Origin of the sequence: Halomonas halophila (assembly GCF_030406665.1) — a bacterium.
Taxonomy (GTDB): Bacteria; Pseudomonadota; Gammaproteobacteria; order Pseudomonadales; family Halomonadaceae; genus Halomonas; species Halomonas halophila.
In genome coordinates this window covers 1,034,817-1,055,782 of the sequence record NZ_CP129121.1, presented here as the reverse complement: position 1 = coordinate 1,055,782, position 20,966 = coordinate 1,034,817, and the positions used below count along the sequence as shown (strand labels likewise).

Here is a 20,966-nt window from a genome sequence, read left to right as displayed (position 1 = left end):
ACGACGTCGACAGCATGTAGACATGCTGCCGTTTGATTTAAGGAACAAGCCCAAGCATACTCACTCATAATTTTACTAACAAAATCAATAATTTAACATCATTTTTACCTACCAACCTCAGACTCTATTAACTACTATTGCTGGCGCCTGCTTGACACTAAGGCATGGTTAAATTAGCGTACCCTTACGCTTGCAGATAGATTTTTTGTCATGATTCGTGACAATTGAAATCAATGCCAGATTGGCTGCCCTTGAAAGATTGCGTGGGATTATCGTAATACTTAAACGCATAAGAGTATCTGCAAGCTTACTTACCAACCTGGCTATATTATATGTCTAGACTATCTTCACTTAAGAAGTTATCGAGCCTGAGTGACTTGGCGATTTTTCTTGGCTTCCAGCCAAGCGCATTAGCCTTTATTATATATAAAATTCCAGATGAAACAAAGTACAAAAAATTTTCAATTAAAAAGGCTTCTGGTGGTGAGCGAGAAATATACAGCCCAGACTCAAGACTAAAACTTCTCCAACAAAGATTAGCTGCCACTCTAAACGAGTGCCTAAAAGAAATCGAAGCCCAAAACGGCCACTCTAAAACCCTCTCCCACGGCTTCAAAAAAAACCTCTCGACAATTACTAATGCAAAAAACCACCGAAAGAAACGCTACGTCTTCAATATAGACATAAAAGACTTCTTCCCCAGCATAAATTTTGGCCGCGTCAGAGGCTACTTTATCAGCAATTACCAGTTTGAGTTAGATCCAAAAGTGGCGACAGTAATTGCTCAAATAGCTTGTTATGAGAACATGCTCCCTCAAGGAGCTCCAACCTCGCCTGTAATCTCTAATTTAATTGGGCATATTCTTGACATTCGTATGCTGAGGGTAGCAAAAGCAAACAACTGCTATTACACACGATACGCGGATGATATAACTTTCTCTACAAGCGAAAAGAAGTTCCCCGAAAGTATTGCAACTTCAGACGGAAGCCACAACTGGAAGCCATCAGATAAAATCTCATCAATTATTTCTAGGGCGGGATTTTCGATAAACGACAAAAAAACTAGAATGCTGTACAGCCGATCCCAACAAGAAGTAACCGGATTGGTTGTCAACAAAAAGGTAAACGTGCCTGCTGACTACAGAAAAAATGTTAGAGCAATGGTGCGCTCATTAATAATGAAAGGTAGTTTCCATATACCTGTAAAAACCTATAACGAATCACTCGAAAAGACAGTGATAAGCAAAAATGATGGCAGCATCGACCAGCTTCATGGAATGCTATCGTATATTGACCATGTTAACTTGGTGAACAGGAATGGCCATGTTATAGACTTACATTCAGAATCAAACCCAAAAGACAATAAAAAATCCTCTTTTGAAAAAGACTTCACAAACTTTTTGTTTTACAAATATTTCTACGCTCCCATAAAGCCGATAATATTGTGCGAGGGGAAGACTGACACCATCTACTTAAAGTGCGCCATTAGATCGCTGCATAAAAGCTATCCGCAACTAGCAAGCTCAAAAGATAGTAAAGCTCCTTTGAAGATTGACTTCTTTAAGTACTCGAGAGAGCAAGGAGGAGACAGTCAAAAGAGCCGACTTCTTTTACTAAAAGGAGGAACGGGAGATTTAGGCACCTTTATAGGAAACTATAAAAGCTTTATGAAAGAAATAGCAGCACCTGGAAAAATACACCCTGTCATTATAGTTGTTGACCACGATGAAGGGTGTAAAAAAGTTTTTTCGGCAATAAGACAGCACTTAAATGAAAACATGGACGGAAGCAAGAATTTTTATCACCTTTGTCACAATCTTTATGCAGTAGTGCTTCCCAAGATAAACAGTAAAGAAGACACTATGATTGAGGATTACTTTCCTGCCAGCACATGGAACATCAAAGTTGGAGGAAAAACTTTTAAGGCGACCAATGGTCCAGTTGGAAAGCAACACTATGGAAAACATGTTTTCGCAAACAAAGTAGTTGCCCCAAACTCACAAACAATTGACTTCTCTAACTTCAAACCAATCCTTGATCGGATTTGTTTGGCAATACAAGACTACAAGTCAAAACCGAAGCACTAAAAACTAGTTGAGCCAGCTCCAAGGCGTTCCTTTGTTCTTGTAGCGCCAAACACTTTTCAAGCTCTAAGGCTTCGACTTTTCTCGATTTACTAAATTCTCGAGCTTTGAAGCTGCGACGCCATCTACAAAGTGCAGCACAATAGCATAAATAAAAAGAAACACTTGAAGTACACCTAAAAACATAGTCGGTTTTACGAGCATTCCAAAGTAAAAGAACATCGCCAAAACAACCATGAAAAACCTTCTCGCAGTATAAAAACCATAATTATGATGATTACTTCTTCCATCCAACCTTGCGACAGATCTTGATATCTTATAAGTCATATTGCCAAAAATAATACACGAAGCTAACGACCAATCAGCAACAAGAAAAATGCTCTGCCATGAATCAAAATAAATCTTGGTTCCAACCAAAAGAAAGAGAGGCAGGATCAAATATATGGATTCTGCCTTAAGGTCAGCCATAACCTTCTTCAATTCGGGGTTGGATGATTTATAGCTCATGCTGATAACCATCATTTCTCTTAATTTCAATAACCCTTAACACTTTTGCATTCTTCACTTCCTCCTTCCCATTAGGGGGAGTATATATATCATATTGCACTTCCGCATAAAGCACATCATTAGGCCCAATAGGCTTGATGATTCCCGCCTGATAGCGTTCCAGCCATTCCTTGTCTACAATTCTCGCATGAAACTTACGCTTCAAAGTTATGCAGTTAAATTTCCAATTTGCATTTCCTTCATAAACTGTAACCGAGGCGTACATCCGCAAAAAGCTGGTTTTGTTCTCTATCTTCCCTAAAAACATCCTCTTAGGGTCGCCTGTAAACCTCCATTCAATATTTACAGGTTGTGCATTAACAGCGTCATTGGCAGAAGCAAACATCACCTCTTCACCTTCCAAGGCCTTCTTATTCGCTTTCGAAAATGAGCTTAATATATAAACCAACCTTCTTCTGTCAACATGAGGATAACTTATCTGATCTGGCACATTTTCCCATAGCCTGTCTTCAAGACTTAGCGCCAAATCATTCACCTGCTCTTCTGATTTAGTCTCATTGACTTCTGAAAGATCTTCAAATAGCTCATTTCCAGACACATAAAGCGCTTCCTCAATATGTGCACTTATAGTGTCACGCAAGGCAACAACCTTGCTAAAGATAGATCCCTCTGTGACTGATTCCAGTGAAAACTTATAATCCACCTCACAGCCTATAGCATCAGCCATCAACTGAGCTAACTCTCTATAAGTTTTTATATAAAGACTGATAGCTTCAAAAACTTCATCTGGATTTTCTCGTCCGCACAGATAGTCATATTTTATACTAAGAGATGCACTCAAAATTAACCCCTTACACTTTCCCTTGCGCAAAAAAAGCCCAATAAGGGCTGGCGTCTTTTTTTATAAAAAACCCAATGCAGAAATTATCTTTCTTGTTGCCTCATATGGAAAATAAAGCAAGTCAGCATTTATATTAAGAACAGCCATAACAGCCCAAAAGGTTAAAAAACACCCTAGAAAGAATGATGAAAAGATCATGTATTTTTTACGTGTAATGCCACCAAGAACCTTCCAATCGTCAGGATATCTTCCGTATGTTTGGCTGCTTTTTTTTCTAAATTCTTTGGGGCGATAGTAAGTATCTTTCTTGTCGAACTTGTTTTCTCGACGCTTGCGATCTTCCCAGTAGTAGTCCCGATCTTCCATCCCCATCACGACTCCCTCCGCGTTGCCCTGCGATGCTCAAGGCCGACCTCCTATCCCTGGAGCCTGCCGCCCTGGTACCACTTTGCCGCTGCCTTCCCGGCTAGTCGGTATCCGTCCCTGTCTGCTTGAGCGTCTTCCGCGCCTTCTCGATCTCCGGGCTTATCTGCCCACACGTCTCATCAGCCTGATCAGTCATCAGCCAAAGCGTGTACTTGCTAAAGCACTTGCTCACCTCAGCCAGAAGCTTCCCTGAGGGGCTACTCCTGCCTGTCTCCACGTTTATAAGCGTCTGTTTTGGGACGCCAATTAGGTCACAAAAAGCCTGCCGCCCTAGCCCCTCGGCTTCACGGATCTCACGAACTTTTTTGCCAAGGTCGCTTGACATGAATTCATATCCGGATATATTCAAATTTAGATACGGTATCTAGATATGGATACCTTCAGCTTTGACTACTGACTGAAGCCTAACACAGCCAACCAAAGGCAGGTGACGACGATGGAACAACAACAAGCGCCCCAGGTCCCGGCCCACGTGCCTCTGATGACCATCGAGCGTTTCGCCGAGCTCTCCGGCCTCGAACAAGGGGTCGTCTACGGCCAGATTCGCAACGGCCACCTGCCCGCCGTGAAAGTCGGCCGGTACCGCATGGTCAACGTGGCCCTCCTGCAGGCCCAGTGCCTCACACAGGAGGACTGGTCATGAGCTTCGATATCCGCTTCGACGAGCCGCGCACCTCGACCACCTGCACCTTCGTCGACTTCTTCTTCGACGCCCCCAACTACCAGGAACCCGTCGACCTCGACGACGAGTCCCGTCAGATGACCCTGTCCGGCCGTGACGTCGGCTTCATCTACGGTTCGGACCTGCTGGGCTGGGACGTCACGCTCGGCGAGCGCATCACCGCTGACCAGCTCGACGGCCTCGCGATCCCCGGCGTCACCGTCCACCTGCCTCAGCACGGCGGCACCATTTCCCTGCAAGGCTTCGCCAGCATGGACGCCGCCAAGCGCGTCGTCGTCCACCTCTATGAAGCCTTCTATGAGGCGTTCTATCTCGGCTTCGGCGCCTACACCCTGGCCGACGCCCCGGCCGCTGACGCGGCCCCTGAGCGCCCCTGCTTCACCCCGGTTTCCCGTCGCGTCCCTGCGCTTTTGGCCCGCAACGTCGCTCCGATCCCCCTGCCCCGTCCCACCCTCGGGCCGGCCGAGCGGGCCACCTTTTTTGACGCGTCGCCGCTTTCTGCACCACCGGGGGTTCGCCCCTGGTGTGACACACCGCCCTAAGGCCCCTTCCCCGGCCCAAGCGAGGATGAATCTCCGATTCATTCGAGTCGCGGGCCCAACAACCGAAGGGCGTTAGTGCCTGTTGATCCACTGACCGAGGAACACCCCATGAGTACGGCCACTGCCACCGGCAAGAAACAGCCGATCCGCGTGTTCCTGGACGCCGCCGAATACGGCCGCTACCTCGTCCAGGCCGGCACGCACCACGTCACCCCCTCCGGCCTGGGCGAGCTGCTCATCCAGGACGGCTTGGCCCGCCTGGAGCGCGGCGACCTCTCGGCGCTCGGCCAGGGCACCGAACGGCCCGCCTCCCAAGGCACCGGGGCCAACTCATGAAGTCCCCTGCCCGTCACCCGTCGCCCATCGGTCGCACGGCGCCCCGAGTCGGCGTCCGGGGCCCCGTCAAGGGCAAGGGGGCGAGCGCAGCGAGCGCCCTTGACGGCGGCCACGGCGTCGACTGCCGTGCGGATCGACCGAGGGGCAGGGTGGCGCGGCAGGGAACCCCCTGCCCGGAGCCCCGAGCCTTGAGGGAGCGGGCCAGCCGCTGCCTCCACGGCCGGGACGTCGGCAAGGCCGCGCTCCTCTATCGCCAAGCCGAGTACCAGCAACGGGAGATCGACGGCGACTCTCCCTTCACCACCGAGCTAGCGGCTCTTGCTGAACACTGCGAACAGCGCATCAGCCAAGCCGCCACAACAGGAAGGACACAGCCATGATCAACACCATCCAAGCCCGCGTGATCGGCGCCATGCGCTACTCCATGGACAACGGCGTCAAGGGCGCCAAGCTCACGCTCATGAACGAGGCCGACGCCGGCAACGAGAACCGCGTGGGCTTCGAGGTCGCCACCATCTCCGCCCCCTACGACATCCTCGACCAGCTCCGCCCGCTGGCCGACAAGATGCCCTGCAACCTCGAGATCGACGCCGAGATGCGCACCTCCCAGGGCAAGATGACGATGCACGCCATCGCCGTGCGCCAACCCACCGCCAGCGGCCATCCCCAGGCCGCCCCCGCTGACACTAAGCAGGCCGCCAAGTCATGAAGGTGCAGGTCTGCCCGACGTTCGACCCCGATATCGGCGCCTGCACCGGGCCGCTTGAGTGGGTCGACGCCGTCGAACTCGTCGAGGCTGGTACCCAGCCTTGGCTGAGTGGCGAGGACGCCGTCACCGTCGCCCTCGCCATCGGACTGGTCTGGGCCGCCGCCTGGGCCATTCGGGCTCTCGCCCAATCTCTCCACGCGCATATGAGGTAACTGCCATGACCCGCTTCATCTCCAAGAAGGTCCGCCGCATCGCCCTGATCCCCGTCGCCCTGGTCTCCGGCTCCGCCCTGGCCACCGAAGGCGGCGGCATCGACACCGGTTCCCTGGTCAGCACCATCCAGAGCGCTTCCGGGCCGGTGAACGCCGTGGGGGTCGCCGTGCTCGGCGTGCTGGCCGGCATCCTGGTCTTCACCCTGATCCGCCGCGTGCTGCGCTGATCGGCGCCGCACACTCCGCCCACCCCGGGCCCCTTCGGGGGCCCTTTTCGATTCAGGACCGAGGCCATGACCCATGCTCGAACTCTCGCCCGGTATGTTGGTATTGCTGGCCTTATTGGGGGCCTTCTGGCTCCTGTTCCATCACTAGCCGTCGCGCCCGGCGCCAGTGCCGAAATCCTCACCGTCCGCGCCTCCGGCCCATCCACCTCGGCCGCGATCGGCGCCAAGGTCAATGCCGCCTACCGCCACGCCGTCGGCAGCGCCCGGTATTACAAGAACCTGTCGCTGATGATTCCACGTGCCCAGCTACGTCAGGGGGCATTGGCCGTATTGTCGGCGGGTCGTCTATTGCCAGGACTCGGCATCGCGGTCACAGCGGCCGGTCTTTTCATTGCCGAGTCGGGCGACATCATGAAGTCCAGCCCTAATGCCTTTTATAGCGACTGGGACAACATCAATGATACGACGGGGACTTATACCTGGGGGGGGCCTACGGCGTTTTCTTCGCCACTGGAGTATGCCCAGGACTATGCCTCTGGCTTTGGCAAGGACGTCTGTTATTTCACGCAACTGAACGATATGAAGTATGGCTTTAGCGTTACCTATGTTCATTCTTCGTCAGGCACTCAGCGATGCTCTTCCAATGTGATCAATGTGTCGGCGAATACCGAGACATTTTCCGCCAACCCCATCCCATCCGATTTTGAATATGGCGACACCGTCGATACGCCTGCCTCGGAAGAGGATCTTGAGGACATCGACGAACACCTTCCTGACGAGATCGTCGATGACATCGCCGACGAAGCCCCCGAGCTCATTCCCGCCTGGACCGAGGCCATTTCCGTCGTCCCCGACGCCGCCGCCATCACCTCCGACGTCGCCGCCGCCCCGGCCGTCTATGAAGGCGTCTCCGAGTGGGCCAACGCCATGTCCGACGCCATGTCGGGCAACAAGAGCGACGCCGTAGACGGCAAGACGGCCGACGAAGCGGCCTACGAACAATCCCTCGAAGACCTCAATACCGCCGTTCCCGCCTTCGGTGAGGTCGAGACCCAGTGGCAGGTCGAGACCATCGACTCGCTGCCCAGCTACAGCATCGGTCTCGGCGGCGGTAGCTGCCCCGGTGCTACGCAGATCTCGGTGCCCTTCGGCGGCTCCATCACCCTCGACTGGCAGCCGGCCTGCAACCTCGCCAGCATGCTGCGCGGGGCCGTCATCGGGGTCTGCATGATCCTCTCGCTCTACATCGTGCTCAGGGGGAACTGATCATGCCCGCCATCCTCGTCAGCATCCTGTCCGGCTTCGCCACCTATCTGGTCAGTTCGCTGATCGCCCGCGTCGCCGGCCTCGTCGTCTTCACCACCATCGGCACCGCCCTCATCAACGGCCTGCTGTCCCAGGCCTCGTCCTACCTCGGCCAGTCCGGCCAGGTGCTGTGGTTCGTCCAGCTCGCCGGCTTCAACGTCGGCCTCTCGTCCATCGGCGCCGCGCTGATGCTCCGCGCGACCATGAACGCCTGGAGCCTCAAACCCAGCGCCGCCATCACCGGAGGCAAGTGACATGTCCCTGCACCTGATCACCGCCGTACCCGGCGCCGGCAAGACGCTGCGCGCCATCTGGATGACGCTCAAGCTCATGGACGAGCACCCCGACCGCCCGGTGTTCTCCAACATCAACGGCTGGAATCGGGCCGCCCCGATCCCCGACGAATGGATGGACTGCCCCGACGGCTCGGTCATCGTCCTGGACGAGTGCCAGCAACGATGGCGCCGCTACCGCAACACCGGCACGCCGCCCGCCGAGATCGCCGAACTGGAAACCCACCGCCATCGGGGCATCGATTTCATCCTCACCTGCCAGAACCCGTCCCAGGTCACCAGCGATGTCCGCGCCCTGGTCGAAGTCCACGAGCACCTGATGCGGCGCGGCAAGATGGGCGGCGCCCTGGTCTACCGCTTCGAGGGCGTGTGTCACACCAACCCCATGGCCCACAAGGGCGACGCCGACTGTGAAGTATCGGTCTGGAAGCACCCCAAGGAGGTCTTCGCCGAATACACCTCGGCGTCGATCCACACCGGCACCCGGCGCCTGCCGCGCATCCTGATCATTGCCCCCTTCGTGTTCCTCGGCTCCGCCGGCGCCGTGGTCTATGCCGCCAACTCGGTGACGGGCTTCCTGGGCGTCGACAGCCAAGCGGAGGCCGAGGACGCCGCGCCCGCCTCGTCGACCGCCCCCGTCGCGCCGCCACCGGAAACGGTCACCGCCCATGGCGGCTTGCGAAAGGACGACTACTGCCAACTGTACGACCAGGACGGCAAGCCGATCCGCACCACCATCCCCGACTGCCTCAACGCCATGGAACTGGGCCTGCCGTACGACGTGGAGGTGTTGAAGCTATGAACACCACCGCCATCGCCGCCCCGGCTGCCGCCGCCCGCGTCATCCCTGGCTGGCTGCCGCTCGTCCAGGGCATCGCCATCGTCACCATGGCCATCGACCACGTCAGCCTGTGGCTCCCGGCCGGCGACGTCTCTCCGATCCTGCGCGCCACCCTGGGCCGGGTCGCCCTGCCGCTGTTCTGCTTCATGGTCGCGTGGCACGCCCTGCACACGGCCGACGCGCGCCGCTACGCCGACCGAATACTCACCATCGCCTTGCTCGCCCAACTGCCGTTCATGGCCCTGCATGGCCAGCCCTTGGGCAACATCTGCTTCACGCTCGCGGCCGCCGCCTACCTCGCCGCCTATTACCGGCACCGCGATCACGTCGCCCTAGCGGCTGGCGCCCTTCTGGCCTGCGGCACCGCGCTCAACGAATACGGCCCGCTCGCCCTGGGGCTGATCCTCGCCTTCATGCTGGCCATCCGCCATCCGATCACCTGGATCGTCCCGCTGATCGGCTGGCCGCTGGCTCAGTACGGCACAAGTCTGTCCGGCGTCTCGGCGTTCCTTGGCGTGTGTCTGCTGCTCGCCCTCGTAAGCACTCACGTACCGCCGATCCACCTGCCGCGCTGGCTCACGCGCTGGTTCTACCCGGCGCATCTGGGGGGCATATGGCTGCTTCGGTGGCTGGTGTGATTCCCGGGCCGAGCGTGCGCCGCGGGAGAGGACGCTTGCGCCCGCATCCCCGCGCCGCACGCGCGGCCCGGCGAGACCCCCCCTGTAACACGTCTCGCAGAATGACACCGAAGCGTGTCGAAACCTGCCAATAACGACCAATAGGTGATTTTCAAAATGGAACGCTGGGAACGCTACTCAAGGGAATCGTTGGCAACGGGACAGCAAGATCCCGCCGGCAACCTGTTCATGAGTCCGAAGGGCCAGGTGAACCTCGACGGACTCCACCTGCTGCATGCCGGCGTCGACACGGTGCGTCAGCTCTATCGCGGGCTTCCCTGCCTGCCTCAGTTCGACAAGATCATCAGCGCCTACCATGAGGGTCGCGGAGCCATGATCGACCTCTGGGGCTATACCTGGGCCGTCGGGGCCGGCGCGTCGGGGTCCGGCTTCCGCTACCGCCTGCAGAACAACGACCTCGGCGTGATCGTGTTCTTTCAGGCCCGGCACGTGAAAACCGACAACATCGGCACGCACCTCAAGATCGAGCTGTCCCCCCACTACCTGCACGAGCGCAGCCCCGACGACTGCCAGCGCTTCATGACCCTGATCGCCTGCGGCCTGCTCGATCACGTCGAACCCGCCGGCTGTGCCATCCACCTCGCCCTCGACGTCCAGGGCTGGGAACCGCCCAAGGACTTCATGGACCGCTTCGTCACCCGCTCGAAGAAGGTCATGAAGATCGACGGCATCGACACCCTGAGCTTCGATCACGGCAACATTGCCACCAGCTACGGACGCACCGAAACCCTCATGTTCGGCACCGCCGGGGCGCTCCAGTGCGCGATCTACAACAAGACCAAGGAAGCCCACCACCGCGACAAGCTGCACTTCTGGCAGGGGATCTGGCGCAACGCCACCGACGACGACCTCGCCCCGGTCTACGATCCCGAGCGCGACGTCTGGCGCATCGAGATGCGCTTTCATCAGTCGGTGCTGGCCGAGTTCGCTCGCGGGATCCCGTGCAACGTCGACACCGGCGAGGTGCTGGACGACGCCCACGGTTTCCAGCGCTTCACCGACACCGTACCCCACCTCACCGGGATCTGGCGCAGCGCGATGCAGAGCTACCGCCTCGACCACTCCCGCGACCTGATCGACCCCGTGTGGCAGTGCCTCCAGGACGACCCACGCTTCTACGCCCACGAACCCGCGTTCATGTACAAGCGCGCCCGCAAGGAACCCGGCCTGGGCAACGAGAAGAACGTCTGCCTCGCCTTCGGCAACCTGATCTCGATCTACGCCCGCCAGGGCTTCACCACCCGCCAGGCCATCGAATACCTCAAGGACTCCGGCATGTGGCAGGACCTCGAGCACTACTACCGCCGACGCGGCATCCAGGCCGGCGCCTTCCGGCAGTTGGTGGAACAGAAGCTCATCGAGCGGCGATTGCTGGGGAAAGCGGCATGAGCATCAAGAAAGTCCCCACCGGCTGGCAGGTCGATGTGTGGCCCGAGGGCCGCTACGGCAAGCGCGTGCGGAAGATCCTCAAGTCGAAGGGCGAAGCCAAGCGCTTCGAGGACTACGTGAAGGGCAAAGCGACCATGGGTGAGCCCTACATGCCACCGAAACGGGATCGCCGTCGGCTCCTGGATCTCGTCCAGTACTGGTACGACATGCACGGCTCCACCCTGCGCGATAATCACTCACGGCTGAACAAGCTGCGCCAGCTCGCCGGCCAGATGGGCAACCCCATCGCCAGCAGCATCACCCCTTCCGACGCCGCCCGATTCCGTCAGCAGCGCCTGGAACAAGGGCTCTCTCCGAACACCGTCAACCACGATGTCAGCTACCTGCGGGCCGTGTTCAACTTCGCCATCCGCATGGACGAATGGCACGGCGACAACCCCTTCGCCAAGCTCAAGGCCCTGCCGATCCCCGAGCGCGCCCCGTCCTACCTGACGCCGGAACAGATCGACGCGCTCTTTCACGAACTGCGCCAGTCCCGGAACCACGATGTGGTGCTGATCGCCTCAATCTGCCTCACGACCGGCGCTCGCTGGAGCGAAGCCCAGACCCTGCGGGCCGAGTACGTTCGTCAGCAGCGCATCACCTTCGCCAACACCAAGAACGGCCGGACCAGGACGGTGCCTATCGGCAAGGATCTCTACCAGCAGCTCCTCGAGCATGGTCCCAGAATGGGACGGCTATTCCAGCGTGACGCCTATCTCGCCTTCACTCGCGCCCTGGAACGCAGCGGCATCGAGCTACCCCAAGGCCAGCGAACCCACGTCCTGCGGCATACCTTCGCCAGCCACTTCATGATGAACGGCGGCAACCTGCTCACGCTGCAGAAGATCCTGGGCCACCAGTCGATTCAGATGACCATGCGCTATGCGCACCTGTCGCCCGATCATCTCTCGGAAGCGGTGAAATTCGGTCCGAAAGCGCCGTAGACAGAATGTAGACAGTACAGAAAAGTGCAGGGGGGATTTCGGAGGGAAGTGGGCGTAACCCATTGAAATGATGGTGGGCCCAGCAGGACTCGAACCTGCGACCAAAGGATTATGAGTCCCCTGCTCTAACCAACTGAGCTATAGGCCCTTATCAGCGGCTGCGTATGATAGCGAAAGCCGCCGGCCGAGGCCAGCGGCTGTCCGGGTCGAATATGGCGTCGGCGCGTCACACCAGGCCGAGCACGGTGTAGGGCGCCTCGCAGGCGTGGCGTTCGTCGCGCTCGTCCACGCTGCCGAGCGCGAGGTTGCGGTCGTTGTCGTAGGCGACGAACAGCCGCTCGCGGTCGAGCACGGCCAGGCCTTCGGCCTTGTGCTCGAACTCCAGCGGTTCGCCTTCGGGCGTGGTCACCAGCCGCGGCGTCACGCCGTCGCGGAACTCCTCCAGGCCGAGCTCCCACAGGTAGCCGCCGATGCGCTCCTCGCCGCCCTCCTCGACCTCGAAGCTGGTCAGAAAGTAGAGCCTGGCGTGGTAGGGATCGTACTCCAGGCTCGAGAGCCCGCATTCGAAGCGCACGCCGTCCTGCTCGTGGGGCACGAAGCGGAAGTGCTCGCGCAGGGCGTCGACGAACTCGATGTTGCCGCTGTCGGTGATCTGGTAGTGGGCGCCCACCACGCGGCTGACGTACTCGAAGTCGTCGTGGGCGTTGCCCTGCTCGCGCACGCCGAACAGCAGCAGGCCGTCGCCGCGCTCGCCGGGCACCGTGGCCAGCCCCTCGAGCTTGTAGTAGGGGTAGCCGATGGCGAGATTGAGCTTGCGGCGAAGCTCCAGCGAGCCCTCCACGCCGTCGCGCGGGTCCGGGTCCACCACCTGCACCTCCTCGGGGGCGCCGAGCGGCCAGATCAGCAGGTGGTTGTAGTCGTTCAGCCCGTGGCCCCGGTCCTCGATGCGGTCGAAGCCGGTCACCGCCAGCACGTGGCGGCCGTCGGTGGTCAGCGCGAAGTCCTCGTACTTCACCGCCTGCTGCAGCCGCGCGGCGGCGAGGTATTCCAGCTGCGTGTCGTCCGGGCCCTCGGGCGTCAGCGGCAGGGCGAAGACCGCGGAGCGCTCGTCGCCGGGCACCGGCTTGTCGCTGGCCATCAAGAGCCGCTCGCCGTCGTACAGCACGGCGGAGATCTCGGCGTTGACGAGCTCGCCGGCCTCGTCGCGCAGGCCGGCGGGGAAGCAGTGGATCGTGCCTTGCTGAAGAATCCGGGCTTGGGCCATGGGTCGATCTCCGTCGGAAAATGTCGAGCCCGCTCAGACTAGTACGCCCGGCGGGCCGCACGCGATACGACACCACCCACGCCGGTTCGTCTCCTTCTTCGCTGCGCATTTGCCTGCCCTCTCGCCTCTCGCCCCTTGCTCCTTCCCCCTCACCCCTCACCCGATATAAAAATTTCTCATTCGCGGTTCAGTTCTGCGCTTCGCCTGCGTCATCACTCCTGCACACGCCAATAATGATAAAGAGTTTTATTCGCAAGGGAGCATCGTCTCGTGCTCGCGAGGCATCAGGTGCCGGGCCATGTGGGCCCGGCCAGGCAGACAGAACGAGGTGCCCATGACATCACGGATAGAAGCGCCCGGGCCGCGGCTCGGTACCGAGCCCGCCCCGCTGGAATCCCATCAGCTGTTCAACGCCCGGCACGCCGAGGCCTACTGGCAGCAGGCGACCCGCTGCATCGACCTGGTGCGGCGCAAGGTCGCCGAGGTCGAGCGGCCCTTCACCGGCGCGCGCCCCGAGGAGCTGCGCGGCCGCTTCGAGGCCATCGATCTCGACGCGCCGCTCGGCGAGCTGCGCCCGGCCCTGGAGGAGCTGGAGCACGTCTACCTGGACGACGCCGTCTACTTCCATCATCCGCGCTACGTGGCCCACCTGAACTGCCCGGTGGTGCTGCCGGGCGTGCTAGCCGAGGCGATCCTGGCGCCGATCAACTCCTCGCTGGACACCTGGGACCAGAGCGCCGGCGGCACCTTCATCGAGCAGTCGCTGATCGACTGGACGGCGGAGCGCATAGGCCTCGGCGAGGACGCCGACGGCGTGTTCACCAGCGGCGGCACCCAGTCGAACCTGATGGCGCTGATGATCGCCCGCGACCATCACGGCGCGCACCAGGACCGCCCCGGCGGCAACAAGCAGCAGGGCCTGCCGGCGGACCATCAGCGGCTGCGCATCCTCGGCTCGGAGCTAGGCCACTTCAGCCTGCAGAAGTCGGCGGCGATCCTCGGGCTCGGCTACCAGGCGGTGATGCCGGTGGCCACCGACGCGGACTACCGCATGGACCCGCAGGCGCTCAAGGCGCGCCTCGAGGAGTGCATCGCCCTGGACCTGATCCCGATCGCGGTAGTGGCCACCGCCGGCACCACCGACTTCGGCAGCATCGACCCGCTCGAGGAGATCGCCGCGCTGTGCCGCGAGCACGGCATCTGGCTGCACGTCGACGCCGCCTACGGCGGGGGCCTTCTGTGCTCGCGCCGCGAGCGCCACCGCCTGGCCGGCATCGAGCACGCCGACTCGGTCACCGTCGACTACCACAAGACCTTTTTCCAGCCGGTGAGCTGCAGCGCCTTCCTGGTGCGCCGCGGCAGCGACCTGCGCCACGTCACCCATCACGCCGACTACCTGAACCCCGAGTGCCAGGCGCTGGCCGGCACCCCGGACCAGGTCAACAAGAGCCTGCAGACCACCAAGCGCTTCGACGCCCTCAAGCTGTGGATGACGCTGCGCATCATGGGCGCCGACGCCCTGGGCGAGATGCTCGAGCGGGTCATGGACCTGGCCGGCGAGGCCCACGCGCGGCTGTCCGCCCGGCCGGACATCGAGGTGCTGCTCGAGCCGCCGCTCAGCACCCTGGTGTTCCGCTACCGGCCCGAGGACATCGACCTGGACGACGCGTCGCTGGACGCCCTCAACGCCCACGTGCGTACCGCGCTGTCGCGCCACGGCGAGGCGGTAATCGCCGCCACCCGGGTCCAGGGCCGTCGCTACCTGAAGTTCACCCTGCTCAACCCGGAGACCCGCGTCGACGACCTCACCGCCATCGTCGAGCGCATCGTCGCCCACGGCCGTGCCTGGTGCGACGGCGCCGCCACCTCCCCGGCACATGCCGCCGCCTCCTGACACTCGCGAGATTGCCCCATGACCCAGCACGTTCACGACTTCATCGCCATCGGCCTCGGGCCCTTCAACCTGGGGCTGGCCTGCCTGACCGATCCCATCGAGGAGCTCGACGGCCTGTTCCTCGAACGCCGCGACGGCTTCGACTGGCACCCCGGCATGCTGCTGGAGGACGCCACCCTGCAGACGCCCTTCCTCGCCGACCTGGTGACCATGGCCGACCCCACCAGCCGCTTCAGCGTGCTCAACTACCTGAAGCAGCAGGGCCGGCTGTACAACTTCTACATCCGCGAGAGCTTCTTCCTGCTGCGCAACGAGTACAACCGCTACTGCCAGTGGGCGGTGGCACAGCTCGACAGCGTGCGCTTCTCCACCGAGGTGGAGCGGGTGGAGTTCGAGGACGCCAGCGGCCTCTACCGTGTGAGCTGCCGCGACACCGGGAGCGGCGAGGCCCGCGAGTACCTGGCCCGCCACCTGGTGCTCGGAACCGGCACCACGCCCTGGCTGCCCGAGGGCTGCCGCGACGTCGAACCGCGCCCGGTGCACTCCGGCGAGTACCTCGCGCACAAGGCCGAGCTGCAGCGCCAGCAGGCGATCACCGTGGTCGGCAGCGGCCAGAGCGCGGCCGAGATCTACCGCGACCTGCTCGCCGACATCGACCGCTTCGGCTACCGGCTCGACTGGATCACCCGCTCGCCGCGCTTCTTCCCGCTGGAATACACCAAGCTGACCCTGGAGATGACCTCGCCGGACTACATCGACTACTTCCACGGCCTGCCGGAAGAGACGCGCAACGTGCTGACGCAGGAGCAGAAGGGCCTCTACAAGGGCATCAACGAGGACCTGATCAACGACATCTACGACCTGCGCTACGCCAAGGAGCTGATCGGCGAGGTGCGCTCGGAACTGTTCACCAACGCCCGCCTCGAGACCTGCCGTTTCGATGCCGAGCGCGGCGAGTACGACCTGACCCTGTGGCACACCGAGCAGCAGCGCCACTATCGCCATCGCACCCAGGCGCTGGTCATGGCCACCGGCTACCGCTACCACATGCCGGACTTCCTGGCACCGATCGCCTCGCGCATCGCCTTCGACGAGGCCGGGCGCTTCGCGGTGGGCCGCTTCTACGACATCGACGACGGCAAGGGCCAGCTGTTCGTGCAGAACGCCGAGCTGCACACCCACAGCCTGGCGGCGCCGGACCTGGGCATGGGCCCCTATCGCAACGCCTGCCTGATCCGCGCCATGACCGGGAAAGAGATCTACCCGGTGGAGCGACGCATCGCCTATCAGCGCTTCGGCGCGCCCGACGAGGCGGTCTTCGAACCCGAGCGCACGGAGCCGGCATGACCCCGACGCCCTGGCTGGTGGCGGTGACCGCGGTGGCGGTGATCAGCGATGCCATGCTGCTGCCCTTCTACCCGCAGTTCTTCGCCGCGCGCTTCGGCGTGACGGACCCGTCCCACGTCGGCGCCTACCTGGCGATGAGCTGCCTGGTGGTACTGGTGGCACTGCCCGGCTGGGCGCGCCTGGCGCGCCGGGTCGGCACCCTGCCGCTGCTGCTGGTCACCCAGCTGGTGGCGGGCGGGCTCAGCCTCTCCTGCGCCGTGGTCACCTCGCTGCCGTGGTTCTGGGGCCTGTCGCTGGCGATGCTGGTGGCCAAGGCCAGCTACCTGCTGGTCTACCCCTACCTGATGCACTTCGAGCCCCAGGATCGCCACGCGACCCTGATCGGCACCCTCTCGGTGGTGGTGCACGCCGGCGGCATCCTCGGCGCCATGGTCGGCGGCCTGGTGCTGGAGCACTGGGCCGCGGCCCAGGTGTTTCGCGTGATGGCGCTGGGCGACGCCCTGCAGGTCGCGGTCTGCGCCTGGCTGATCCGCCGCGGCCGCGCGCCTCACTCTACACCCCATGCGGCCCCCACCACCGAGCGGGCGCCGGCCTCCAGCGCCGCTATCCTGCGCCTGGGCCTGGTGATGCTGCTGTTCTACTTCAGCGCCTATCTGGCACGGCCGTTCTTCGCCCGCTACTGGGAGCTGGCCTCCGGGCTGCCCGGCGAGGTGCTGGCCGGCGCGGTGTTCGCCATTCCCGGCGCCGTGGCGGTGGCCCTGCTGGCGCTCGACCTGCTCGCGCGCCGCCCCGCCGGCCAGGCCATCCTGCTGCCGCTGGCCATTGGCCTCGTCGGCCTGCTGCTGCAGGCCAGCGGCGAGGTCGCCGCCATCCTGGCCGGCCGGGTGCTGTTCGGCTGGGCGCTGTTCCGCGTCACCGTGCGCCTGGAGCTGCGCCTGTTCCTGCTCAGCACGCCCGACCGCTACGCCAGCGACTTCAGCAAGGTCCACGTCTTCCAGGGCCTCGGCGTGCTCGTCGCCTCCTGGGGCGCCGGCCGCCTGGTCGAGGCCTTCGGGCTGACCGCCCCCTTCCTCGTCGCTGCGACCGGCCTGGCGCTGTGCGCCCTGGCCTACCGGCGGCTGCTGGCCGGCGCCGAAACGCGCCCGGCCGCACCTTCCGATTCCGTTTCTGCAAGGACCTGATCCATGACCCTGTTCCAACCGACGCCGACCACGAAGCCCCTCTACTCGCGCCATGCCCAGGGGCTCGGCACCTTCAGCCTGCGCCCGCTGCACCTGCCCGAGGACCTGGCGCTGATCCACGAGTGGGTCACCGCGCCGCGGGCCCACTTCTGGGGCATGCAGGGCCACTCGCTCGAGCGCGTGCAGGCCTTCTATCGCGAGCTTCAGGAGAGCGAGCACGCCCAGGGCTACTTGGGGCTGTTCGACGGCCGGCCGGCCTTCCTGGTCGAGTGCTACGACCCGCGCCACGACCCCATCGGCCACCACTATGACGTCGCCGAGGGCGACCGCGGCATGCACTTCCTGGTGGCCCCGGCCGAGACGCCGCTGCCCGGCTTCAGCACCCAGGTGATCACCGCCATCCTGGCCTTTATGTTCGAAGACGTGGGCACCCAAAGGGTGGTCGTGGAACCGGACGTCACTAACCGCCAGATTCATCCCCTCAACCGCCGGGTCGGCTTCGTCTACGACCGCGAGGTCGAACTCGAGGAGAAGACCGCCCACCTGGCCTTCTGCGATCGTCAGAGCTTCGCCGCGGCGGTGAGCCGGCAGAGTCCACGCCTGGATCCGGCACTCTCCTCCGATCCGGCCCGCGCCGCCGGCCACCTGCGCCCCGAGCTCTGGGCCCGGGCCAACCGCTGGCTGATCCGCAAGGCGATCGCCGAGTTCAGCCACGAGCGGCTGCTGGAACCCGAGGCCGTCAACGCCGACCCGACAGGCGACGACGAGGCCGCCGACTATCGACTGAGCGCCCCCGAGGGCGGTATCGAGTACCGTTTCCGCGCCCGGCGCCGGGCGCTGGACCACTGGGCGATCGAGCTCGACTCGCTGGAGAAGCGCGTCGACGGCGTCCCCGCCGAGCTCGACGCCCAGCAGTTCATCCTCGAGTTCCGCGTCCCGCTCGGCATCGGCGAGGCGATGCTGCCGCTCTATCTGGAGGAAGTGGCGAGCACCCTGTTCGGCGGCGCCTACAAGCTCGACGGCACCCGCCCGGACGCCGAGGGCCTGGTCGACGCCGACTTCCAGACCCTGGAGGCCGCCATGACCGAGGGCCATCCGGTGTTCGTGGCCAACAACGGCCGCATGGGCTTCGACGCCGTGGACTATCACGCCTATGCCCCGGAGGCCGCCGCGCCGATCACCCTGGTGTGGCTCGCCGTGCACCGCGAGGACGCCCACTACAGCGCCATCGAGGGGCTCGACTACGAGGCCCTGCTGCGTGACGAACTCGGCGAGGCGACGCTGGGCGACTTCCACCGCCGCCTCGAGGCCCGGGGGCTCGATCCCGCCGACTACCTGCTGATGCCGGCGCATCCCTGGCAGTGGTTCCACAAGCTGGCCATCACCTTCGCCGGCGAGGTGGCCCGCCACCGCATCGTCTGCCTGGGCTACGGCAGCGACCAGTATCGTGCCCAGCAGTCGATCCGCACCTGGTTCAACACCAGCCAGCCAAGCCGGCGCTACGTGAAGACCGCGCTGTCGATCCTCAACATGGGCTTCATGCGCGGCCTCTCGCCGAGCTACATGCGCGCCACGCCGGCGATCAACGACTGGATCAAGCGCCTGGTCGACGGCGACCCGGAACTGCGTGCCCAGGGCTTCACGGTGCTGCGCGAGGAGGCCGCCATCGGCGTTCGCCGCGACGCCGTCGAGCCGGCCTTCGACACCTACAGCGCCTACAAGAAGATGCTCGCCTGCCTGTGGCGCGAGAGCCCGGTGCACTACCAGCAGAACGGCCAGCGGCTGATGACCATGGCCGCCCTGCTCCACGTCGACGGCGACGAGCGGGCGCTGCTGCCGCGGCTGATCGCACGCTCGGGCCTCGCCACCGAGGACTGGCTGTCGCGCTACCTGCGGGCCTACTTCCGCCCGCTGCTGCACTGCTTCTTCGCCTACGACCTGGTGTTCATGCCCCACGGCGAGAACCTGATCCTGCAGCTCGAGGACGGCGTGCCGGTACGCGCGATCATGAAGGACATCGCCGAGGAGATCGGCATCATGAACGTCGAGGCCGAGCTGCCCGAGGCCATCGCCCGCATCGCCGTGGACGTGCCGGAGCCGCTCAAGGTGCTGTCGATCTTCACCGACGTCTTCGACTGCTTCCTGCGCTTCATGTCGTCGATCCTCGTCGAACAGGGCGACATCACCGAGTCGCGCTTCTGGGCGCTGGTGGCCGACTGCGTGATCGACTACCAGCGGGACCATCCCGAGTTCGCCGACAAGTTCGCCCGTCACGACCTGTTCGCCCCGGAGTTCACCCGCTCCTGCCTGAACCGGCTTCAGCTCAACAACCACCAGCAGATGATCGACCTCGCCGACCCGGCCAAGAACCTGCAGTTCGCCGGTACCCTCGACAACCCGATCGCCGACTACCGCCCCGCCGCCGCGGCGCGTGAGGAAGATCGTGAGGAAGATCGTGAGGAAAATCGAGAGAGAGCCCGTGAGGAGACAGAGGCCACACCGAGCTGATCGCTCGGTATCGCCGCGCATCATGCTCGGCCTGACGTCAGCGAGCACACGCTTCGCCCGGGAACCGCGTTCCTGGGCGATTATATTTGATAATAATAATCATTATTGAATAGAATCACCGTTCCGGCACAACGTACGGAGCGTTCCACGAATGGATTCCCCGACCCTCGACACCCTGTTCCGCGCCCACGCCCGGGACATCACCGCCTTTCTCAGACACCAGCTGCCCTGCCCCGACCTGGCCGACGATCTGTGTCAGGAGGTGTTCCTGCGCCTCGGCCGGCAGCGACTCGACGCCAGCGCGTCCGGCACGCGACTGGAACAGCCCCGTGCCTACCTGTTCCGCATCGCCCGCAACCTGCTCATCGACCATCACCGCCGCCGCCAGGCACGCCCCGGCGACCGGCCGACGGAGGACGATGACATCGCGTGTCTGGCCTGCCCCCATGCCGCCCGCTATTCGGACCCCGAGGCCGCCGCCGAGCGCCGGCTGTGCCGTCGCGGCCTCGAGCGCGCCATGGCGGGCCTGCCACCGCACCTGCGCCAGGCACTGGTCTGGCATCGACTGGAAGGGCTTTCCCAGGCCGAGATCGGCCGTCGCCTCGGCGTCTCGGAGCGCATGGCAGGGCGCTACGTCAGGCAGGCCATCTCGCACTGTCGCGACCGGCTGACCGCGCCGGCGATCTGACAGCGC

23 protein-coding genes and 1 tRNA gene are annotated in these 20,966 nt (G+C 62.1%); 18 read left to right on the top strand and 6 right to left on the bottom strand.

Features of this window, described 5'->3' with window-relative positions; translation table 11 throughout:
- The first annotated feature begins 332 nt into the window (after positions 1–332).
- Positions 333–2,087, top strand: coding sequence for a retron Ec67 family RNA-directed DNA polymerase/endonuclease (locus QWG60_RS04760; protein ID WP_290130929.1), 1,755 nt, complete (start codon positions 333–335; stop codon positions 2,085–2,087).
- Between the two features lie 63 nt (positions 2,088–2,150).
- Here the strand turns inward: QWG60_RS04760 and QWG60_RS04755 are convergent, their stop codons facing one another.
- The 4 genes from QWG60_RS04755 to QWG60_RS04740 form a co-directional block, all read right to left on the bottom strand.
- Positions 2,151–2,591, bottom strand: a complete 441-nt coding sequence (locus QWG60_RS04755) for a hypothetical protein (RefSeq protein ID WP_146910346.1) — start codon at positions 2,589–2,591, stop codon at positions 2,151–2,153.
- Positions 2,581–3,432: a hypothetical protein gene (locus QWG60_RS04750; RefSeq protein ID WP_146910344.1), complete on the bottom strand. Its 852-nt coding sequence runs from the start codon at positions 3,430–3,432 to the stop codon at positions 2,581–2,583. Before QWG60_RS04750 ends, QWG60_RS04755 begins: the two co-directional genes overlap by 11 nt.
- Before the next feature lie 60 nt (positions 3,433–3,492).
- Positions 3,493–3,804: a hypothetical protein gene (locus tag QWG60_RS04745; RefSeq protein WP_290130928.1), complete on the bottom strand. Its 312-nt coding sequence runs from the start codon at positions 3,802–3,804 to the stop codon at positions 3,493–3,495.
- Positions 3,805–3,898: 94 nt separating this feature from the next.
- Complete coding sequence (locus QWG60_RS04740) at positions 3,899–4,183, bottom strand: helix-turn-helix transcriptional regulator (protein WP_046079101.1); 285 nt, start codon at positions 4,181–4,183, stop codon at positions 3,899–3,901.
- Positions 4,184–4,294: 111 nt separating this feature from the next.
- Here QWG60_RS04740 and QWG60_RS04735 point away from each other — a divergent pair, with 111 nt between their 5' ends.
- From QWG60_RS04735 to QWG60_RS04680, 12 genes are all read left to right on the top strand, one after another.
- Entirely contained in the window at positions 4,295–4,501 is a 207-nt protein-coding gene (locus QWG60_RS04735) for a MerR family transcriptional regulator (protein ID WP_186810101.1), read from the top strand.
- Positions 4,498–5,082: a hypothetical protein gene (locus QWG60_RS04730; protein WP_146910340.1), complete on the top strand. Its 585-nt coding sequence runs from the start codon at positions 4,498–4,500 to the stop codon at positions 5,080–5,082. Before QWG60_RS04735 ends, QWG60_RS04730 begins: the two co-directional genes overlap by 4 nt.
- Positions 5,083–5,190: 108 nt before the next feature.
- A complete protein-coding gene (locus QWG60_RS04725; protein WP_146910338.1) occupies positions 5,191–5,418 on the top strand; it encodes a hypothetical protein in 228 nt (75 codons plus the stop codon).
- 376 nt (positions 5,419–5,794) lie between these two features.
- Positions 5,795–6,127 carry a hypothetical protein gene (locus QWG60_RS04720; RefSeq protein WP_146910335.1) on the top strand — a complete coding sequence of 111 codons (333 nt, stop codon included), beginning with the start codon at positions 5,795–5,797 and terminating at the stop codon, positions 6,125–6,127.
- Positions 6,124–6,339, top strand: coding sequence for a hypothetical protein (locus QWG60_RS04715; protein ID WP_035593878.1), 216 nt, complete (start codon positions 6,124–6,126; stop codon positions 6,337–6,339). The genes QWG60_RS04720 and QWG60_RS04715 overlap by 4 nt, the downstream gene beginning before the upstream one ends.
- A 5-nt stretch (positions 6,340–6,344) precedes the next feature.
- The gene (locus QWG60_RS04710) at positions 6,345–6,566 is read left to right on the top strand and encodes a major capsid protein (protein ID WP_046079106.1); all 222 of its coding nucleotides are present in this window, start codon (positions 6,345–6,347) and stop codon (positions 6,564–6,566) included.
- 66 nt (positions 6,567–6,632) lie between these two features.
- Entirely contained in the window at positions 6,633–7,832 is a 1,200-nt protein-coding gene (locus tag QWG60_RS04705) for a virulence factor TspB C-terminal domain-related protein (RefSeq protein WP_146910333.1), read from the top strand.
- A 2-nt stretch (positions 7,833–7,834) separates the two neighbouring features.
- The gene (locus QWG60_RS04700; protein ID WP_146910331.1) at positions 7,835–8,125 is read left to right on the top strand and encodes a hypothetical protein; all 291 of its coding nucleotides are present in this window, start codon (positions 7,835–7,837) and stop codon (positions 8,123–8,125) included.
- Position 8,126: 1 nt separating this feature from the next.
- Positions 8,127–8,966 (top strand): zonular occludens toxin domain-containing protein, encoded by an 840-nt coding sequence (locus QWG60_RS04695; RefSeq protein WP_290130927.1) that lies wholly within the window; start codon positions 8,127–8,129, stop codon positions 8,964–8,966.
- Positions 8,963–9,643, top strand: a complete 681-nt coding sequence (locus QWG60_RS04690; RefSeq protein WP_290130926.1) for a TraX family protein — start codon at positions 8,963–8,965, stop codon at positions 9,641–9,643. The genes QWG60_RS04695 and QWG60_RS04690 overlap by 4 nt, the downstream gene beginning before the upstream one ends.
- A gap of 228 nt (positions 9,644–9,871) precedes the next feature.
- Entirely contained in the window at positions 9,872–11,092 is a 1,221-nt protein-coding gene (locus QWG60_RS04685) for a hypothetical protein (RefSeq protein ID WP_290130925.1), read from the top strand.
- Positions 11,089–12,078 carry a phage integrase gene (locus QWG60_RS04680; protein WP_146910393.1) on the top strand — a complete coding sequence of 330 codons (990 nt, stop codon included), beginning with the start codon at positions 11,089–11,091 and terminating at the stop codon, positions 12,076–12,078. Before QWG60_RS04685 ends, QWG60_RS04680 begins: the two co-directional genes overlap by 4 nt.
- Positions 12,079–12,149: 71 nt before the next feature.
- Here the strand turns inward: QWG60_RS04680 and QWG60_RS04675 are convergent.
- Both QWG60_RS04675 and QWG60_RS04670 read right to left on the bottom strand, forming a co-directional pair.
- Positions 12,150–12,226 (bottom strand) — tRNA-Ile (locus tag QWG60_RS04675).
- Positions 12,227–12,304: 78 nt separating this feature from the next.
- A complete protein-coding gene (locus QWG60_RS04670; RefSeq protein WP_146909406.1) occupies positions 12,305–13,342 on the bottom strand; it encodes a hypothetical protein in 1,038 nt (345 codons plus the stop codon).
- A 334-nt stretch (positions 13,343–13,676) separates the two neighbouring features.
- On the opposite strand from QWG60_RS04670, the gene QWG60_RS04665 reads away from it, so the two are divergent.
- From QWG60_RS04665 to QWG60_RS04645, 5 genes are all read left to right on the top strand, one after another.
- A complete protein-coding gene (locus tag QWG60_RS04665) occupies positions 13,677–15,236 on the top strand; it encodes a pyridoxal phosphate-dependent decarboxylase family protein (RefSeq protein WP_146909408.1) in 1,560 nt (519 codons plus the stop codon).
- 18 nt (positions 15,237–15,254) lie between these two features.
- The gene (locus QWG60_RS04660) at positions 15,255–16,583 is read left to right on the top strand and encodes a lysine N(6)-hydroxylase/L-ornithine N(5)-oxygenase family protein (protein WP_107181688.1); all 1,329 of its coding nucleotides are present in this window, start codon (positions 15,255–15,257) and stop codon (positions 16,581–16,583) included.
- A complete protein-coding gene (locus QWG60_RS04655; RefSeq protein ID WP_146909410.1) occupies positions 16,580–17,764 on the top strand; it encodes an MFS transporter in 1,185 nt (394 codons plus the stop codon). Before QWG60_RS04660 ends, QWG60_RS04655 begins: the two co-directional genes overlap by 4 nt.
- Before the next feature lie 3 nt (positions 17,765–17,767).
- On the top strand, positions 17,768–20,272 hold the full coding sequence (locus QWG60_RS04650; RefSeq protein ID WP_146909412.1) for a GNAT family N-acetyltransferase: 2,505 nt from the start codon (positions 17,768–17,770) through the stop codon (positions 20,270–20,272).
- 151 nt (positions 20,273–20,423) lie between these two features.
- On the top strand, positions 20,424–20,960 hold the full coding sequence (locus tag QWG60_RS04645) for an RNA polymerase sigma factor (RefSeq protein WP_146909414.1): 537 nt from the start codon (positions 20,424–20,426) through the stop codon (positions 20,958–20,960).
- Positions 20,961–20,966: the final 6 nt, after the last annotated feature.

What these genes read in the sequence shown, in the direction of transcription:
- QWG60_RS04655 (WP_146909410.1), top strand. Translation starts at nt 16,580, where the DNA reads ATGACCCCGACGCCCTGGCTGGTGGCGGTGACCGCGGTGGCGGTGATC.
- QWG60_RS04665 (WP_146909408.1), top strand. Translation starts at nt 13,677, where the DNA reads ATGACATCACGGATAGAAGCGCCCGGGCCGCGGCTCGGTACCGAGCCC.
- QWG60_RS04745 (WP_290130928.1), bottom strand. Translation starts at nt 3,804, where the DNA reads ATGGGGATGGAAGATCGGGACTACTACTGGGAAGATCGCAAGCGTCGA.
- QWG60_RS04650 (WP_146909412.1), top strand. Translation starts at nt 17,768, where the DNA reads ATGACCCTGTTCCAACCGACGCCGACCACGAAGCCCCTCTACTCGCGC.
- QWG60_RS04690 (WP_290130926.1), top strand. Translation starts at nt 8,963, where the DNA reads ATGAACACCACCGCCATCGCCGCCCCGGCTGCCGCCGCCCGCGTCATC.
- QWG60_RS04735 (WP_186810101.1), top strand. Translation starts at nt 4,295, where the DNA reads ATGGAACAACAACAAGCGCCCCAGGTCCCGGCCCACGTGCCTCTGATG.
- QWG60_RS04645 (WP_146909414.1), top strand. Translation starts at nt 20,424, where the DNA reads ATGGATTCCCCGACCCTCGACACCCTGTTCCGCGCCCACGCCCGGGAC.
- QWG60_RS04715 (WP_035593878.1), top strand. Translation starts at nt 6,124, where the DNA reads ATGAAGGTGCAGGTCTGCCCGACGTTCGACCCCGATATCGGCGCCTGC.
- QWG60_RS04680 (WP_146910393.1), top strand. Translation starts at nt 11,089, where the DNA reads ATGAGCATCAAGAAAGTCCCCACCGGCTGGCAGGTCGATGTGTGGCCC.
- QWG60_RS04755 (WP_146910346.1), bottom strand. Translation starts at nt 2,591, where the DNA reads ATGAGCTATAAATCATCCAACCCCGAATTGAAGAAGGTTATGGCTGAC.
- QWG60_RS04740 (WP_046079101.1), bottom strand. Translation starts at nt 4,183, where the DNA reads ATGTCAAGCGACCTTGGCAAAAAAGTTCGTGAGATCCGTGAAGCCGAG.
- QWG60_RS04725 (WP_146910338.1), top strand. Translation starts at nt 5,191, where the DNA reads ATGAGTACGGCCACTGCCACCGGCAAGAAACAGCCGATCCGCGTGTTC.
- QWG60_RS04670 (WP_146909406.1), bottom strand. Translation starts at nt 13,342, where the DNA reads ATGGCCCAAGCCCGGATTCTTCAGCAAGGCACGATCCACTGCTTCCCC.
- QWG60_RS04760 (WP_290130929.1), top strand. Translation starts at nt 333, where the DNA reads ATGTCTAGACTATCTTCACTTAAGAAGTTATCGAGCCTGAGTGACTTG.
- QWG60_RS04700 (WP_146910331.1), top strand. Translation starts at nt 7,835, where the DNA reads ATGCCCGCCATCCTCGTCAGCATCCTGTCCGGCTTCGCCACCTATCTG.
- QWG60_RS04660 (WP_107181688.1), top strand. Translation starts at nt 15,255, where the DNA reads ATGACCCAGCACGTTCACGACTTCATCGCCATCGGCCTCGGGCCCTTC.
- QWG60_RS04710 (WP_046079106.1), top strand. Translation starts at nt 6,345, where the DNA reads ATGACCCGCTTCATCTCCAAGAAGGTCCGCCGCATCGCCCTGATCCCC.
- QWG60_RS04695 (WP_290130927.1), top strand. Translation starts at nt 8,127, where the DNA reads ATGTCCCTGCACCTGATCACCGCCGTACCCGGCGCCGGCAAGACGCTG.
- QWG60_RS04730 (WP_146910340.1), top strand. Translation starts at nt 4,498, where the DNA reads ATGAGCTTCGATATCCGCTTCGACGAGCCGCGCACCTCGACCACCTGC.
- QWG60_RS04685 (WP_290130925.1), top strand. Translation starts at nt 9,872, where the DNA reads ATGAGTCCGAAGGGCCAGGTGAACCTCGACGGACTCCACCTGCTGCAT.
- QWG60_RS04705 (WP_146910333.1), top strand. Translation starts at nt 6,633, where the DNA reads ATGACCCATGCTCGAACTCTCGCCCGGTATGTTGGTATTGCTGGCCTT.
- QWG60_RS04720 (WP_146910335.1), top strand. Translation starts at nt 5,795, where the DNA reads ATGATCAACACCATCCAAGCCCGCGTGATCGGCGCCATGCGCTACTCC.